Consider the following 15132-nt stretch of genomic DNA (forward strand, 5'->3'; position numbering starts at 1 on the left):
ATATTACTTAGGGTAGTAGTAAAACTCATCAAACACAGTAGTAAGTGCTTGTAACTGATAGCCGTCAAGGTTATAGGGACAAGTGAATAAGTGCACATGGCGGATGCCTTGGCGATTACAGGCGATGAAGGACGTAGAAGTCTGCGATAAGCTTCGGGGAGCTGACAAACAAGCTTTGATCCGAAGATTTCCGAATGGGGAAACCCGGCCTTATAGGTCATCACTCACTGAATACATAGGTGTGTGAAGCGAACGCGGCGAACTGAAACATCTAAGTAGCTGCAGGAAAAGAAATCAACCGAGATTCCCAAAGTAGTGGCGAGCGAAATGGGAAGAGCCTGTACGTGATAGTCGTTTGGATAATGGAACAGATTGGAAACTCTGGCCATAGCGGGTGATAGCCCCGTACATGAAATCCAAGCGGTGGTACTAAGCGTACGACAAGTAGGGCGGGACACGAGAAATCCTGTCTGAACATGGGGGGACCATCCTCCAAGGCTAAATACTCGTAATCGACCGATAGTGAACCAGTACCGTGAGGGAAAGGCGAAAAGAACCCCGGGAGGGGAGTGAAATAGATCCTGAAACCGTGTGCATACAAACAGTCGGAGCCTCGTAAGGGGTGACGGCGTACCTTTTGTATAATGGGTCAGCGACTTACATTCAGTGGCGAGGTTAACCAGATAGGGGAGCCGTAGAGAAATCGAGTCCGAACAGGGCGCCAGTCGCTGGGTGTAGACCCGAAACCAAGTGATCTATCCATGGCCAGGTTGAAGGTGCGGTAACACGCACTGGAGGACCGAACCCACTAATGTTGAAAAATTAGGGGATGAGCTGTGGATAGGGGTGAAAGGCTAAACAAACTTGGAAATAGCTGGTTCTCTCCGAAAACTATTTAGGTAGTGCCTCAAGTATCACCGACGGGGGTAGAGCACTGTTATGGCTAGGGGGTCATCGCGACTTACCAAACCATTGCAAACTCCGAATACCGTTGAGTGCGAGCTTGGGAGACAGACATCGGGTGCTAACGTCCGGTGTCAAGAGGGAAACAACCCAGACCGCCAGCTAAGGTCCCAAAGATTGGCTAAGTGGAAAACGAAGTGGGAAGGCTAAAACAGTCAGGATGTTGGCTTAGAAGCAGCCATCATTTAAAGAAAGCGTAATAGCTCACTGATCGAGTCGTCCTGCGCGGAAGATGTAACGGGGCTAAGCCAGTCACCGAAGCTGCGGATATCCGCAAGGATATGGTAGGAGAGCGTTCTGTAAGCCTGCGAAGGTGTCTTGTAAAGGATGCTGGAGGTATCAGAAGTGCGAATGCTGACATGAGTAGCGATAATGCGGGTGAAAAGCCCGCACGCCGTAAGCCCAAGGTTTCCTGTTCAACGTTCATCGGAGCAGGGTGAGTCGGCCCCTAAGGCGAGGCAGAGATGCGTAGCTGATGGGAAGCAGGTTAATATTCCTGCACCGTCGTATGATGCGATGGGGGGACGGATCGCGGAAGGTTGTCTGCCTGTTGGAATAGGCAGTTCCTGGTTCATAGAAGGCGCTTAGGCAAATCCGGGCGCGTAATTCAAGGGACTGGGACGAGTGAGCTTGCTCACGAAGCAATCGGAAGTGGTTCCAAGAAAAGCCTCTAAGCTTCAGTCATACGAGACCGTACCGCAAACCGACACAGGTGGGCGAGATGAGTATTCTAAGGCGCTTGAGAGAACTCGGGAGAAGGAACTCGGCAAATTGGTACCGTAACTTCGGGATAAGGTACGCCTCGGTAGCTTGACCACTTTACTGTGGAAGGGCGAAAAGGTTGCAATAAACTGGTGGCTGCGACTGTTTAATAAAAACACAGCACTCTGCAAACACGAAAGTGGACGTATAGGGTGTGACGCCTGCCCGGTGCTGGAAGATTAAATGATGGGGTGCAAGCTCTTGATTGAAGTCCCAGTAAACGGCGGCCGTAACTATAACGGTCCTAAGGTAGCGAAATTCCTTGTCGGGTAAGTTCCGACCTGCACGAATGGCGTAACGATGGCCACACTGTCTCCTCCCGAGACTCAGCGAAGTTGAAGTGTTTGTGATGATGCAATCTACCCGCGGCTAGACGGAAAGACCCCATGAACCTTTACTGTAGCTTTGCATTGGACTTTGAACCAATCTGTGTAGGATAGGTGGGAGGCTTTGAAGTAGGGACGCCAGTTCCTATGGAGCCATCCTTGAAATACCACCCTGGTTTGTTTGAGGTTCTAACCTTGGTCCGTGATCCGGATCGGGGACAGTGCATGGTAGGCAGTTTGACTGGGGCGGTCTCCTCCCAAACGGTAACGGAGGAGTTCGAAGGTACGCTAGGTACGGTCGGACATCGTGCTAATAGTGCAATGGCATAAGCGTGCTTAACTGCGAGACCGACAAGTCGAGCAGGTACGAAAGTAGGACATAGTGATCCGGTGGTTCTGTATGGAAGGGCCATCGCTCAACGGATAAAAGGTACTCTGGGGATAACAGGCTGATTCCTCCCAAGAGTTCATATCGACGGGGGAGTTTGGCACCTCGATGTCGGCTCATCACATCCTGGGGCTGTAGCCGGTCCCAAGGGTATGGCTGTTCGCCATTTAAAGTGGTACGTGAGCTGGGTTTAAAACGTCGTGAGACAGTTTGGTCCCTATCTGCCGTGGGCGTTGGAAATTTGAAGGGGGCTGCTCCTAGTACGAGAGGACCGGAGTGGACGAACCTCTGGTGTACCGGTTGTCACGCCAGTGGCATTGCCGGGTAGCTAAGTTCGGAAGAGATAACCGCTGAAAGCATCTAAGCGGGAAACTTGCCTTAAGATGAGATTTCCCGGAGCCTTGAGCTCCTTGAAGGGTCGTTCGAGACCAGGACGTTGATAGGTCAGGTGTGGAAGTGCAGTAATGCATTAAGCTAACTGATACTAATTGCCCGTACGGCTTGTCCCTATAACCTTGACGGTTATGTAGCACTTACACAGTGTTTGAGAACACTACCCCCACTTTTACTTCTTCCCGATTGTTGACAAGTCATGCCTGATGACCATAGCAAGTCGGTCCCACCCCTTCCCATCCCGAACAGGACCGTGAAACGACTCTGCGCCGATGATAGTGCTGCAACCAGTGTGAAAGTAGGTTATCGTCAGGCTCTTATTAGAAAAGCCCGCCAGGCATGAATGCCGGCGGGCTTTTTGCTTTTCTACTTCAGGCTCCCGCATGCAGCGTCAGTGTGAACTCGACGCCGCCAGCCACATTGCGCACAGCTACTGTGCCGCCCATCTTGGCCATATAAGTCTTGACGACGAACAGGCCTTGGCCGCGATTGGCGCCTTCTTCCTGGCCCGATACGCCAAACTCGAATACCTTGTCGATCAGCGCCGGCGCGATCGAGGCGCCTTTGTTATGGATTGCCAGGCTGGCTGTGCGCTGGTCTGACGTCAACGTCATCGTGATCGGGGTGCCCGGCGTTCGGTGGCGGTTAGCGTTGTTCAAGATGTGGGTCACCACATCTTCCAGCGAATAAGGATCGGCGCGAACCATGGCGGGCGTTCCGCCCTGGTAGCTTACGTCGGCAATGCCGACACAAGGTGCGTTGGCTGCCACATCGCGCAGGAAGGCGTCGAGGTCCAGGGTTTCCAGCTGCAGGGTGGTCGACTGAAATGCCTCGCTGGGTGATGCTTGTCCATAAAGTACACGTACTGCCTGCTGCATGCGGTGAATATAGCGCCCACTTGGGTCATGCTCGCCACCGTGCAGCGCCATCAGCGACTGTAGCGGCGACATGATTTCGTGGCCGACTGCGTGCCACATGTCTCGCTCCTGCTCGGCGCGAATCGCTTCCTTCTCCACGTCCTCGCGCACGCGCCGCAGCAGGTCGTGCAGGCAGTTGGCCAGCACACCCAATTCGTCGCGGCCGCGCAGGTCGGACAAGTCAAATTCATCGAGCGCTCCGGCAGTCTTGACTGAGCGTGCTACTTTGTCGGCGCGTTTGGTCAGGATGCTGATTGGGCGGATGATGCCAGCTTCCACTACAAGCCAAGCCACCAGCAATGCACCAAGGATGGCGCCGACAAACCAGGACACGCGGGTGGCCACCACGCTCAAGGTGTCGCTGACGCTGCGCGCATCTCCGCTCAATTCAATTTCGAAATTGCCAAGCGGTGTAGGCACGCTGGCGTGGGTTTGCAGTGCCTTGACGGTGGTGTCGACTGGCAGGTGGCGCACCAGGGTAAGCAGGGCGTGCCAGCTTTGGTCGCCACTGCTGCTGGCTGCCGAAAGGGTCAACACTTCCTTGCCTTGCTCGGTGCGGATGCGCAGGGTTTCACCTGGCAAAAGCAGCGACTGCAGGTCGCGCAGGGAAAACAGCGGCGTGGCCTGGTCGCGTGTCGTGTCCAGCAGCGCAGGGCCATCGCCTGGCGGCAGTACTGCCAAGTCAACGTTGATGTTGGCCAAGTCCGCTGGCGGCCAGGCTGGCCGGGGCTTGGCAAAAAGGGCGTCTTGCAGCACCCCGACCGGCAGCCGGACAGAGAAGAACGTGCTGTGCGCGCAGCCAGGCGTGCCTTCAGGTGCGCAAATCGGGCTTTGCCAGATCCAGCCGCGGAAATCCTTGACCGGACGGGCATGCGGCTGGCCTGCATCGGCCGCTGTGTAGCCGGTCAGGCGGCCGCGTATGCCGCCGTTTGCCGGGTCGCCGGTCTGTTCGAAAGGAGCGATCCAGTGGTACTCCTGGCCACGCAAGCTTACCTTCACGTCGACGCGGTGAGCCCCTTCGATTGACTCTTCGCGTATCGGGTGGGCCGCAAGCGGTGGAGCATGGAAGGTCCCGGCGACGTAGATAAAGCCGCCTGCCCAGGGATTGTTCCCGATGCCGACACAAAGCGTGCCCTTGTCGCTGCGCGGTGCAGCGCAGCCGGCCATGGAGATCGCTTGCTGCACCTTGGCCTGGTCGTCGAAATCCAATGCCGCATAAGGCAATAGTACCGGATGAAGGCCGGGGTTCTGGCCCACGGTTGGATTCAGCAGGGCGAGCTGGCCGGTTGGATGGCGCAGCGTAGCGGCGATCTGCTCGCGTGTCTTGTGGAAGGAGTGCTCGTAAGCCTGGTAGCTGAGCTGCTTTTCCTGCTGCAGCACGGATACCGCCAGGCCGACTGTGGCGACTCCCAGTAGCGGAAAGGCCATGCGCAATACGATGCGCAGTCGGTATGGCGTCAGCAGGGAAATGGGGTTCATGCCTGGTCGGTCCAGCGGAAACCGCGCATCGGGATGTTCTCGATGCACTCGAAGTCCGGATCGATTTCGCGGAAGGCGTCGCGAATGGTGCTCACATGCTTGCGGATATTGTCGCGGTTGCGCCCACTTTTCACCACTTCAAACAGGTCTTCGTAGGACACCACCTGGCCGCGCCGCTCGAACAGTGCTGCGAGGATGCGCTGCGCCGTCAGCGGCAGGTTGATGCGTTGTCCGCGCCAGGTGGGCGTGCGTTGGCGCAGCGGATCCATCGCAAGCTCGCTGGCCGGGGCGGCGGGCTTGCTGTCTTTTGCAGCGCGCAGGATCTCCAGGAAGGTTTCGATGAAATCGGCTTCTTCGAAAGTGGTTTTTTGCAGGTAATCCCAGGCATCCAGCGCTTTCATGATCGAGCGGTAGATAGCTGCCGGCATGGCCGACACCACCAATACCGGCGTCGCATGGCGCTTGTTGATGGCGTTGATGACGGCGACGCCGGCGTGGCGCTCGCGTCCCAGTTCAATGTCCAGTACCACCAGGTCATAGCGTTCGCGGGCGATGGCTGCCTCGGCGTCGTCGCGGTTGAACCACTGGTCGACCTGAATGCCGGGGCGGGCCGCGGCAATCCAGCCGGCGAGCTGGTTGCTGGTGGGGAGATCGTCTTCAATGATGGCTACGCGTGTCATGCAGGAAGTATTACCCAAAAGCCCGGCCGCCGGCGTGAATTTTTCTTCACAGGCCGGAAGGCAGTGGGCAGGCGGCAGCATTGAACGTTCGCGGCCTGCGGCCGGAAGATTGCTGTACCGGCGCCGTGCCGGGCCAACCAACCAGAAAGGCAATCATCATGAACAACCGGATCAGTACGATGCTGCAGGCGATTCGCTCGACGCTCGGCCGTGCTGCCAGCAGCATTCATCTCCCTTCCGGCGCCCGCAAGGGCGTCGTGCTGCTTGCCGTGACCGGCGCCGCCGCTTACGGTTTGTACCAGTTCCCTCCAATGCGCACGGTTGGCCGCGGCGAAGTGGCAGTGCGTACCAACCACCTGACCGGCGATACGGCGATTGTGCGCGAAGGCCTGGCGCTGGACCTGCCCGGCATCCATGAATTGCGCCTGCTGTCGCTGCGCGACCAGACCTATCGCCCGGCTGCTGCCGGCGAGACTCCCTTCCAGTCAGGGGAAGGCTTGTCTCTGGGTCTGGACATGTCGGTGCGCTATGGCCTGGACCAGGCCCGCCTTGAGCAATTCGCGTCCAAACTGCCGGCCGATATCTCGCGCGACGTGGTAGCGCCCGATGTGGAAGGGGTGATCTACAAGATACTGACGCGCTACACGGTGCGTGAAATCTTTTCTTCCAAGCGCGCCGAAATCCAGCAGGCCATTGAGGCTGAACTGAAGCCCAAGCTGGCTGCTGACGGCCTTGTGCTGCGCAGCGTCACCATCGGCAAGGTCGTGCTGCCGGAAGATTTCAAAGCCGGCATGGAGAAACTGCTGGCCGAAGAGCTGGCGTCCGAAAAAATGCGCTACACGTTGGAACTGAAAGAAAAGCAGGTGCGCCAGACCGCGCTCGAAGCCGAGGCTGAAAAAGTGGCGCGCGAAAAGGCCGCCGAAGCTGCCGCTTCCGAACAAGTGATTGCCGCCCGGGCCCAGGAAGAAGCCATGCGCCACGTGCTGCCGTTCAAGGAAAAGCAAGTCAAGCAACGTGAACTGGAAGCAGAGGCTGAAAAGACGGCCCGCATCAAGACTTCGGAGGGCAATGCCCAGGCCCGCATCATCGAAGCTGCCGGCGAAGCGGATTCGCGCCGCAAGCTGGCCGACGCCGAAGCCTATCGCCAGGAACTGGTGGGCAAGATCGCCAGCGCCCAGATGGAGCGCGACGGCGAGCTGCTGAGCAAGCATCCGCTGCTGATCCAGAAGACCATGGCCGACAAGCTGTCGGACAAGGTGTCGGTCATCATCGCGCCGCCGCCGGCCGATGGCGGCTTCATTGGCTCGACGCTGGTGGGTGCGCCGAAGACCGCGCACGCCGAGCGTATTGCTGCCACCGCTGGAGAATAAGCATGGCCGCCTCAATGCTTGCCGCCACCCTGGCCTTGGCCATCGTCGCCCAGGACCAACTCCCGCTGCGGGCGGCGCCGCGCGAATCAGCCCAGGCCCAGGCCGTGCTGTGGCAGGGCGACGCGCTGGAAGTGCGCGGCACCCGCGGCGATTTCCTGCAGGTGTACGACCATCGCCGCGAGCGGGCCGGCTATGTGCGCGCGAGCCGCGTGCGGCAAGTCGGCTTGCAGCCTGCTGCCGCGCCGGAGCTGCTGTCGGTGCTGCGCTTCCTGCGCGATACGCCGGGTTCCGAGGCGCTGGGCATCAGCTACGGTGCTGCCTACCTGAAGGCCGCCGCACCGCAAGCCATCGATGCTGAACCGTTTGATGCGATCGGCAGCATGGCGGAGCGGCTGGCGGCGCGTGCTTCTTCCAAACTGGCGCCGCAGGCCGAGACGGCGCTGGCCGCCCACCTGGAAGTGGTGGCCAGCTATGGCGTGGCGATGCGCAGCTACGAGAATGACGGCAAGATGCGGGTCTGCTACGACGGCGACGCTTTTCGCCGCGTGCTGGCGGTCGCCGCCAGTGCCGAGCAACGCTACCGCGCGGCGCTGGCGTTGAGCAACGGCGCCTGCATCGATCCAGCGCTGGGCGTCGTGCAGCGCGCCGAGCATGACCGCTGGCGCGCCGAACTGCTCGACACGGTGGACCTGGCGCGCCTGCCGGAACACATGAAGAACCGCATCCATATGCGGCGCGCGGCAGTCTGGTCGAGCGTGGCGTTCCAGCGCGCGCGCAAGGGCGAGGATGCGTCGCAGGCAGCCGGCCGCGCGGAGCAGGCGCTGGCGGCAGTCAACAAGTCAGAACTGGCGGACGAAGACAATGCTGCGTATGCGGAAGCCGGCGTGCGGGTCGGCGCGGTGCGCTGGGCGCTGGAACCCACCCCGGCGCCGGCGCAGGGCAAGACGGCGCCCCAGCTGGCAGTGACTTCCGCCGCGGGCCGGCCGGGCGAAACTTGCGTCAGCTTGCAAGGCGGCGGCAAGCAGCTCGCGAGCCGCTGTACCTGGGGTGTGGCGTGGATGGCGTCGGCGCGCGTACATCCGCAAGGCACGGCGTTGGCATTGGCGGTGCAGCCGCTCGATGGCTGGCGCGAAATGTGGCTGTTTCGCCGCCATGGCGAGAGTTGGGTGATCGACGTGCTGCCGCCGGCCTCCAGCGATCCGGACATCGGCTACGCGGAATTCGCGGGCTGGGTGCCGGGCACCGCCAAGATGCTGGCGGCGCGGGAAGTGCGCGCCGAGGGCAAGTTCCGCCGCAGCTTCGAGCTGCTGGACATGGCCACGCTGGCAACTGAACGCGGCGCCGACAGGCCGGAATCGCTGTCCACTTTCTACAAGTGGCAGGACCCGGCCTGGAAACGCCAGACGGTCAGCCTGCGCTGATTACTGCGGACGGTAAGTCACCTTCAGGTTATAGGTCCCGGCGCTGTAGCCGTTCAACATGACGTAGACGTCGCCATTGGCCGTGACACTGGTGCTGCAGGTCTCGGTCGCAGTGGAGCCGTCCGACTTGCAGCTGTAGCTGCTGGTGGTCGGCAGCGAACCTTTGCGGACATACAGGTCGATGTCGCCGGTGCCGGTGGTTTCAGCCTTGAAGGTGCCAACGCCTGCCTTGAACGGGCCGAAGGTTTTCTTCTGGTTCAGGGTCAGGCTGCCGCTGAAGGTTTCGACCGTGTCCGGCTGAACGATGACAGGACCGTCGCTGCCAAGTTCCACCGCAAAAGCGGCAGCCAGCTTGGCGAACTTCAGCGCATGGTCGGCCTGGTTGCCTGAATTGGCATAGGTGTCGTTGGACGTATGGATGTAAGGGTTATCTTCACCCATCAGCGTTTCGAACGGTATCGAGGCCGGGAAGCCCTGGTTCTGCCAGGAGGCATGGTCGGAGCAAGCGTAACCGCAGGAGCTGTAGCCCACGGTGACGCTCGGCTGGTAGGTCGACATCAGGGAGGCCAGGAATGTGTTCTGCTGGCTGTCCGTGTAGTCGGTGTAGATCCAGACATCCTTGGCCGAACCGCGGTAGTTGGTCATATCCAGCTGCAGCACGCCGACCACGTTGACGTTGTTCGCCTTGAAGTTCGCCGCGATATCCTTGGAGCCGAGCAGGCCGGCTTCCTCCGCCGCATAACCCATGATCTTGATGGTACGGCGCGGCTTGTAGCCGGCGGCGATCATGGCGCGCACCGCTTCGGTCAGGCTGGCGATGCCGGAAGCGTCATCGTCGGCGCCGGGCGAGCGTGAGGTCTCGCCATTGCCGCTCATGTTGATGCTATCCAGGTGGCCGCCCATGACAATGACTTCGGAAGCATTGTCGGTGCCGTTGATGGTCATGATCACGGACTTCTGGTTATAGCCCGAGTGCGTGTACTGGCTCACGCTGATGTCGCTGCGGCCCGCAGCCATGCTGGTCCACTTCTGCGCCAGCCAGTTGGAGGCATTGGCGCCATTGGTGGTGCGGTAGTAGCGGTTCGCGAAGTTCGACATGTCGATGATGGTCTGCGCGATGTTCGAGGCCTGCATCGTCGGCAGAATTCCGTTGACAGCGGTCTGGTTATCGATGGCGTAGCTTGGGCGGCTGACGGCCAATGCCAGCGGCTGCACGGTGCCTGCCTTGACCAACGCCTGGCGGCCTTCCTCCTCACTGGCATGCACGATGAAACCACCGCAGCGCTTCAATTCCTTATGGATGGCGGCCGACAGTTTCAGCATGGTTTCTTCATCGATTTGCACCAGATGGACTTTCTCCTTGCCCTGGCCTTGCTTGCTCTGCTTCGCAACGGCTTGCGGAGCGGCGGCTTGCAGCTTGGCGTAAGCGGCGTCGCCGAGGGTAATCCAGGTTGGGGCTGCATTTGCTGCGCTGGCTGCAAAGAGTCCTGCGGCCAGTACGACTGGGGTGAATCTCTTCATGTCTGCTCCTTTGCGCAAAAAAAAATGCACCCGGGGCGGGTGCATTTGTCAAAAATCTTAGCAGATTATTGGTTTCGCACGATTGTGTACCAATTTGATTTGCCTCAACTGTCGCAGAAATGCCGCGCACATCATGGAAGCGTGCACTTTTCTGACGGGGGAGGCAGACCATGAAAGCGCAACTGCTGGCCGCATGTGCGGCCATATTCCTCACTGCCTGCAGTGGCAAGGGCAGTAACGGCGGCACGCCGGCACCACAGTTTGCCGCGGAAGTCACCCGTACCAGCTATGGCGTGGCGCATATCCAGGCCAAGGATTTCGCAGGCGTCGGCTATGGCCTGGCCTATTCTTTTGCCGAAGACAATATCTGCATGTTGGCCGACAGCTTCCTGACGGTGCGCGGCGAGCGCTCGCGCTACTTCGGACCGGATGCCCACGCGACAAAGCCCCTCAACGGCGAATATGGCGCCGCCCTTGATTTCATGGATTTGCGCAACGAAGATAGCGACTTCTTTTTCAAAGGCTACCTGGATATCGAGAAGCTACGGGCCGGCTATGCCGCCGGTTCGAGCGAAATCCAGCAACTGCTGCGCGGCTATGCCGCCGGCTACAACCGCTATCTGCGCGAGCATGGTGCGCGCCTGCCCGAGGCCTGCAGGAATGCGGCCTGGGTCAAGCCGATCAGCTTTGACGACGTGATGCTCCTGATCGCGGAGAAGGCATTGCATGCCACGGGTGAAGTGTTTGCCGCCGAAATCGTGGCCGCAGCGCGCGATGTAGGCGGCAACGTTACCCTGGCTTTGCAGGAAGGCCCGGTGGATGCGCCACCATCGGGCGAGCCGTACGTCATGCCAACCCAGGGCGCGATGGCCAGCAACGCACTGGCAATCGGCAGGGAAGCCAGCAGCAACGGCCGCGGCATCCTGTTGGGGAATCCACATTATCCATGGACCAGCACCGACCGTTTCTACCAGCTGCACGTCACGGTGCCGGGCAGCTACGATGCAATGGGCGTGAGCCTGGGCGGCCTGCCGCTGGTGGTCATCGGCTTCAACAAGGACCTGGCCTGGACCCATACCGTGACCAAGGCGGTGCATTTCACCACTTTCCGCCTGCCCCGCGACGGCGCCGATCCCATGCGCTACGTGATCGACGGCGTGCCGCAATGGCTGGAGACCCGCACGGCGGCAATCGATGTGCTGCAGCCGGATGGCAGCTTGCTGAAAAAGAGCAAAGCCTTCTACTTCAGCAAACTGGGCGCCGTGCTGGCGGTGCCTGGCAGTCCGCAGGGGCAGGGCGGCCTGCTGGTGCTGGGCGACCCAAATCGCAACAACACGCGCTTGATGGAGCAATGGCTCGCCATCGGTCGCGCCAGCAGCGTGCAGGACTTGCAAAAACAGCTCGGGCGGCTGGTCGGCCTGCCTTGGGTGAACACGGTGGCCGCAGACAGGAACGGCGGTGCTTTCTATGCCGATGCCAGCGTCGTGCCGCACCAGGGCGCCGATCAGTTCAGCGGCGATTGCCTGTTGCTGGCGACACTGCTGATGTTCGACGGGGCGCGCTCATCCTGCGCCTGGGGGCACGATGACGATGGCACGCCGGACGGCATATTCGGCGGCGCCAATGCACCAAGCATGCTGCGCGCAGACTATGTGGCAAATTCCAACGACGGCTATTGGGTCACCAATGCGCGGCAATTGCTGGTCGGGCCGACGCCGCTTGGGTATTCTCCCTTGTATGGCCCTGTGGGTGTGGCGCAGCACCTGCGCACGCGCAGCGGCTTTATCGGCATCGAGGACATGCTGGCGCAGCGCGGCCATGTCGGGCAGGAGGACCTGCAGGCGCTGATGTTCGCCAATCGCGTGCTGGCGGCGGAACTGGTGCTGCCGGAACTGGTCCCGGCCTGCATGGCCAGTACCGACGACTTGCTGCTGCAAGCTTGCACCGCGCTGGCGACATGGGACCGCAAGGCGGAGCTGGACAGCCGCGGCGCCGTGCTGTTCCGCGAATTCTGGAACAGCGCCGCCAAGCTGCCGGCGATATGGTCGCAGGCATTCGATGCAACCGATCCGCTGCACTCGCCGCGCGGCGTGGCGCCGGCAGCAATACCTGCCATGCTGGCGGCGCTGAAGGACGCCGCTGTGCGATTGCGGCAGCTTGGCGTGCCGTTTGACGGGCGCCTGGCCGATTTCCAGGTAGAGCCGCGCAACGGCCAGCGCTTCCCCATCCACGGCGCGATTGGCGATATCGACGGCAGTTACAACTCCATCCATATGGCCGGCGTGCTGGGAACTTCGGGCTACGAGCGGGTGACCTGGGGCACCAGCTATATCCACCTGGTCAGCTTCGACGAAGATGGGCCGCAGGCGCGCGGCCTGCTGGTCTACGGGCAGTCCACCGACCCGCGCTCGGCGCATTATGCCGACCAGCTGCCGCTTTACGCCGAAAAGCGCCTGCCCCTGCTGCCCTTCACGGCAGCCGCCATCGCCGCCGACCCGGCGCGCCGCGTCAGGCAATTGCGAGAATAGTGACTTAGTGCAACTCCGCACACCGGGCTTGCCAGTCACCGGGCATGGGCATACGATGGGCGCATGAGCCCACAGCGCATCGAGCCGCCGGCGCTGCTCTTCATCGAGGGCGACCTCACGATCCGGCGCGTGCAGGAAATGAAGGACGTGCTCCTGGCACGCCTTGCCCAGTCACAGGCGCTGGAAGTGGACCTGGCTGGCGTGACGGAGATCGACACGGCCGGCGCCCAGCTGTTGCTGATGGCGCGCCGCGCCGCTCAAGCCAGCCGGAAGGAGCTGCGGCTGGTCGCGCACAGTCCCGCTGTCGTCGCGCTGTTCGAGCTGCTGCGCATCCAATAGGAAGGCACCCCCATGGACCTGGACGAGGGCTTGCTGGCGTTTGTCACCGAGGCGGGGGAGTTGCTGGCCGAGATGGAAGCCGGCTTGCTGAAGCTGGGCGAGCCTGCCGTGCAGGAGGAAGCCGTCAATGCCATTTTTCGCGCGGCTCACACCATCAAGGGAACGGCGGGACTGTTTGGACTGGATTACGTCGTGCTGTTCACGCATGCAGTGGAAAGCGTGCTGGAAGAAGTGCGCAACGGTGCCCAACCGCTCGATGGCGAACTGGTAGCGCTGCTGCTGGAATGCGCCGACCAGATTGGCGCGATGGTGCGCGATGTCGAGCGAGGCGGACGGGGCGAGCTGGGCGAACGGTGCCGCCCGCAGCTCGATGCACTGCATGCCTATCTTGCCCCGGCGCCCGCCCTGTTGCCGATGGCGGCGTCCTTCGGCGCCGCGGCCGATATTGGTGAAAGCGGCCGCTGGCTGGTGTCGCTGGAGTTCGGGCGCGATGTCTTCCGGCAGGGCATGGACCCGGCTTCCTTCATCGCCTATCTCGGCCGCCTGGGGCGAATCGTGGCGCTGGCCACGGTCGATGGCGGTTTGCCCCCGCCGGGGCAGATGGACCCGCAAAGCTGCTACCTTGGTTTCGAGATCGTGCTGGAAACGGCGGCAAACGCCGAACAAATCAGCAAGGTGTTCGAGTTCCTGCACGATGAATGTATTTTGCGGCTTCTGCCGCCCGGCAGCGGCAATGAGGACTTCCAGCGCCTGGCCAATATCTTGCCGCTGCACGGCGCCGCCATCGCGGAAGTGCTGCAGGCCAGCGCCCTCGGGACGGTGGCGCCGCCGGTTGCAGCGCCACCGGCGGCGCCTGGCGTTGCCGCAGCAGCGGCGGGGCCGCGAGAAAGCCGTACCATCCGCGTCGACGCCGAGCGTCTCGGCCAGCTGATTACGCTGGTGGGAGAGTTGATCATTGCCAGCGCACGCACCCAGATGATAGGCGGCCGCTTCAAGGACGCCGACCTGCAGGACAGTACTTCCGCGCTGGCTGGCCTGGTGGAGCAGGTGCGCGACAGCGCCCTGCAATTGCGCATGGTGAAGATCGGCGCCACGTTCAACCGTTTCCAGCGGGTGGTGCACGATGTGGCGCGCGAAATCGGCAAGGATATTCGCCTGGTCCTGGGCGGCGAGGACGTGGAGCTGGACAAGACGCTGGTGGAGCGCATCGGCGACCCGCTGACCCACCTGGTGCGCAACGCCATCGACCACGGCATAGAGGCGCCCGAAGTACGGCGCCTGCGTGGCAAGCCTTTGCAGGGGACCGTGTTCCTGAACGCCTTTCACGACTCGGGCAGCATCGTGATCGAAGTCGGCGACGATGGCGGCGGCCTGCAGCGCGAACGCATCATTGCCAGCGCCATCGAGCGCGGCCTGCTCGGGCCGGAGCAAAGACCCGGCGACAGCGAAGTGTTCGCGCTGATATTCGAGCCGGGCTTCTCGACCGCCAGTGCGGTGACCAGCCTGTCGGGGCGTGGCGTCGGGATGGATGTGGTCAAGCGCAATATCGAAGCGCTGCGCGGCAGCATCGCCATCGACAGCGAAGCTGGCCGCGGCACCACGGTACGGGTGCGCTTGCCGCTGACGCTGGCCATCATGGACTGCATGCTGGTGACGGTTGGCAGCTCGCGCTTCGCCATCCCGCTCGGCACGATCGAGGAATGCGTGGAGCATGAGCGTGGGGAACGGCGCGGCTTCGTCGACTTGCGCGGCGAGGTGCTGCCAACGGTGGCCCTGCGCCGGCTATTTCGCCTGCAAGGCGTAGCTCCCTGCCGCGAAAGCGTGCTGGTGGTGCGGCACGCCGGCCAGCGCGCCGGGCTGGTCGTCGATAGCCTGCAGGGACAATGCCAGGCGGTGATCAAGCCCCTCAGCCCAGTGTTCAGCGCCATCTCCTGCCTCAGCGGGTCGACCGTGCTGGGCAGCGGCGACGTGGCATTGATCCTGGACATACCGGCCCTGCTCAAGCAACTGCAGGCAAGGCAAGCTGGAAACCTGGCGGCATAGGA

Annotated in this window: 8 protein-coding genes and 2 rRNA genes; 7 read left to right on the plus strand and 3 right to left on the minus strand. The window is 61.5% G+C overall.

Annotated elements, in window-relative coordinates:
• Nucleotides 1-76: 76 nt before the first annotated feature.
• Together ACN9MU_RS06135 and rrf are read left to right on the plus strand one after the other, a co-directional pair.
• Nucleotides 77-2948 (plus strand): 23S ribosomal RNA (locus ACN9MU_RS06135).
• 86 nt (nucleotides 2949-3034) lie between these two features.
• A 5S ribosomal RNA gene (rrf, locus tag ACN9MU_RS06140) occupies nucleotides 3035-3147 on the plus strand.
• 56 nt (nucleotides 3148-3203) lie between these two features.
• Here the strand turns inward: rrf and ACN9MU_RS06145 are convergent.
• The gene (locus tag ACN9MU_RS06145; protein ID WP_426344305.1) at nucleotides 3204-5228 is read right to left on the minus strand and encodes a sensor histidine kinase; all 2025 of its coding nucleotides are present in this window, start codon (nucleotides 5226-5228) and stop codon (nucleotides 3204-3206) included.
• A complete protein-coding gene (locus ACN9MU_RS06150) occupies nucleotides 5225-5908 on the minus strand; it encodes a response regulator transcription factor (protein WP_426168461.1) in 684 nt (227 codons plus the stop codon). Before ACN9MU_RS06150 ends, ACN9MU_RS06145 begins: the two co-directional genes overlap by 4 nt.
• Before the next feature lie 158 nt (nucleotides 5909-6066).
• On the opposite strand from ACN9MU_RS06150, the gene ACN9MU_RS06155 reads away from it, so the two are divergent.
• On the plus strand, nucleotides 6067-7278 hold the full coding sequence (locus ACN9MU_RS06155) for an SPFH domain-containing protein (RefSeq protein ID WP_426168464.1): 1212 nt from the start codon (nucleotides 6067-6069) through the stop codon (nucleotides 7276-7278).
• Nucleotides 7279-7280: 2 nt separating this feature from the next.
• Nucleotides 7281-8699: a hypothetical protein gene (locus ACN9MU_RS06160; RefSeq protein WP_426344306.1), complete on the plus strand. Its 1419-nt coding sequence runs from the start codon at nucleotides 7281-7283 to the stop codon at nucleotides 8697-8699.
• Here ACN9MU_RS06160 and ACN9MU_RS06165 read toward each other — a convergent pair whose 3' ends face one another.
• Nucleotides 8700-10220 carry a M20/M25/M40 family metallo-hydrolase gene (locus ACN9MU_RS06165; RefSeq protein WP_426168470.1) on the minus strand — a complete coding sequence of 507 codons (1521 nt, stop codon included), beginning with the start codon at nucleotides 10218-10220 and terminating at the stop codon, nucleotides 8700-8702. It abuts the gene before it with no gap.
• A gap of 170 nt (nucleotides 10221-10390) precedes the next feature.
• Here ACN9MU_RS06165 and ACN9MU_RS06170 point away from each other — a divergent pair, with 170 nt between their 5' ends.
• The 3 genes from ACN9MU_RS06170 to ACN9MU_RS06180 all read left to right on the plus strand — a co-directional run bounded on the left by ACN9MU_RS06170 (nucleotide 10391) and on the right by ACN9MU_RS06180 (nucleotide 15130).
• Complete coding sequence (locus ACN9MU_RS06170; RefSeq protein WP_426336970.1) at nucleotides 10391-12748, plus strand: penicillin acylase family protein; 2358 nt, start codon at nucleotides 10391-10393, stop codon at nucleotides 12746-12748.
• A gap of 63 nt (nucleotides 12749-12811) precedes the next feature.
• Nucleotides 12812-13087: an STAS domain-containing protein gene (locus ACN9MU_RS06175; protein ID WP_426168475.1), complete on the plus strand. Its 276-nt coding sequence runs from the start codon at nucleotides 12812-12814 to the stop codon at nucleotides 13085-13087.
• A gap of 12 nt (nucleotides 13088-13099) precedes the next feature.
• Nucleotides 13100-15130, plus strand: coding sequence for a chemotaxis protein CheA (locus tag ACN9MU_RS06180; protein ID WP_426168478.1), 2031 nt, complete (start codon nucleotides 13100-13102; stop codon nucleotides 15128-15130).
• Nucleotides 15131-15132 lie beyond the last annotated feature (2 nt).

Origin of the sequence: Pseudoduganella sp. R-32 (assembly GCF_049913245.1) — a bacterium.
Taxonomy (GTDB): domain Bacteria; phylum Pseudomonadota; class Gammaproteobacteria; order Burkholderiales; family Burkholderiaceae_D; genus Rugamonas.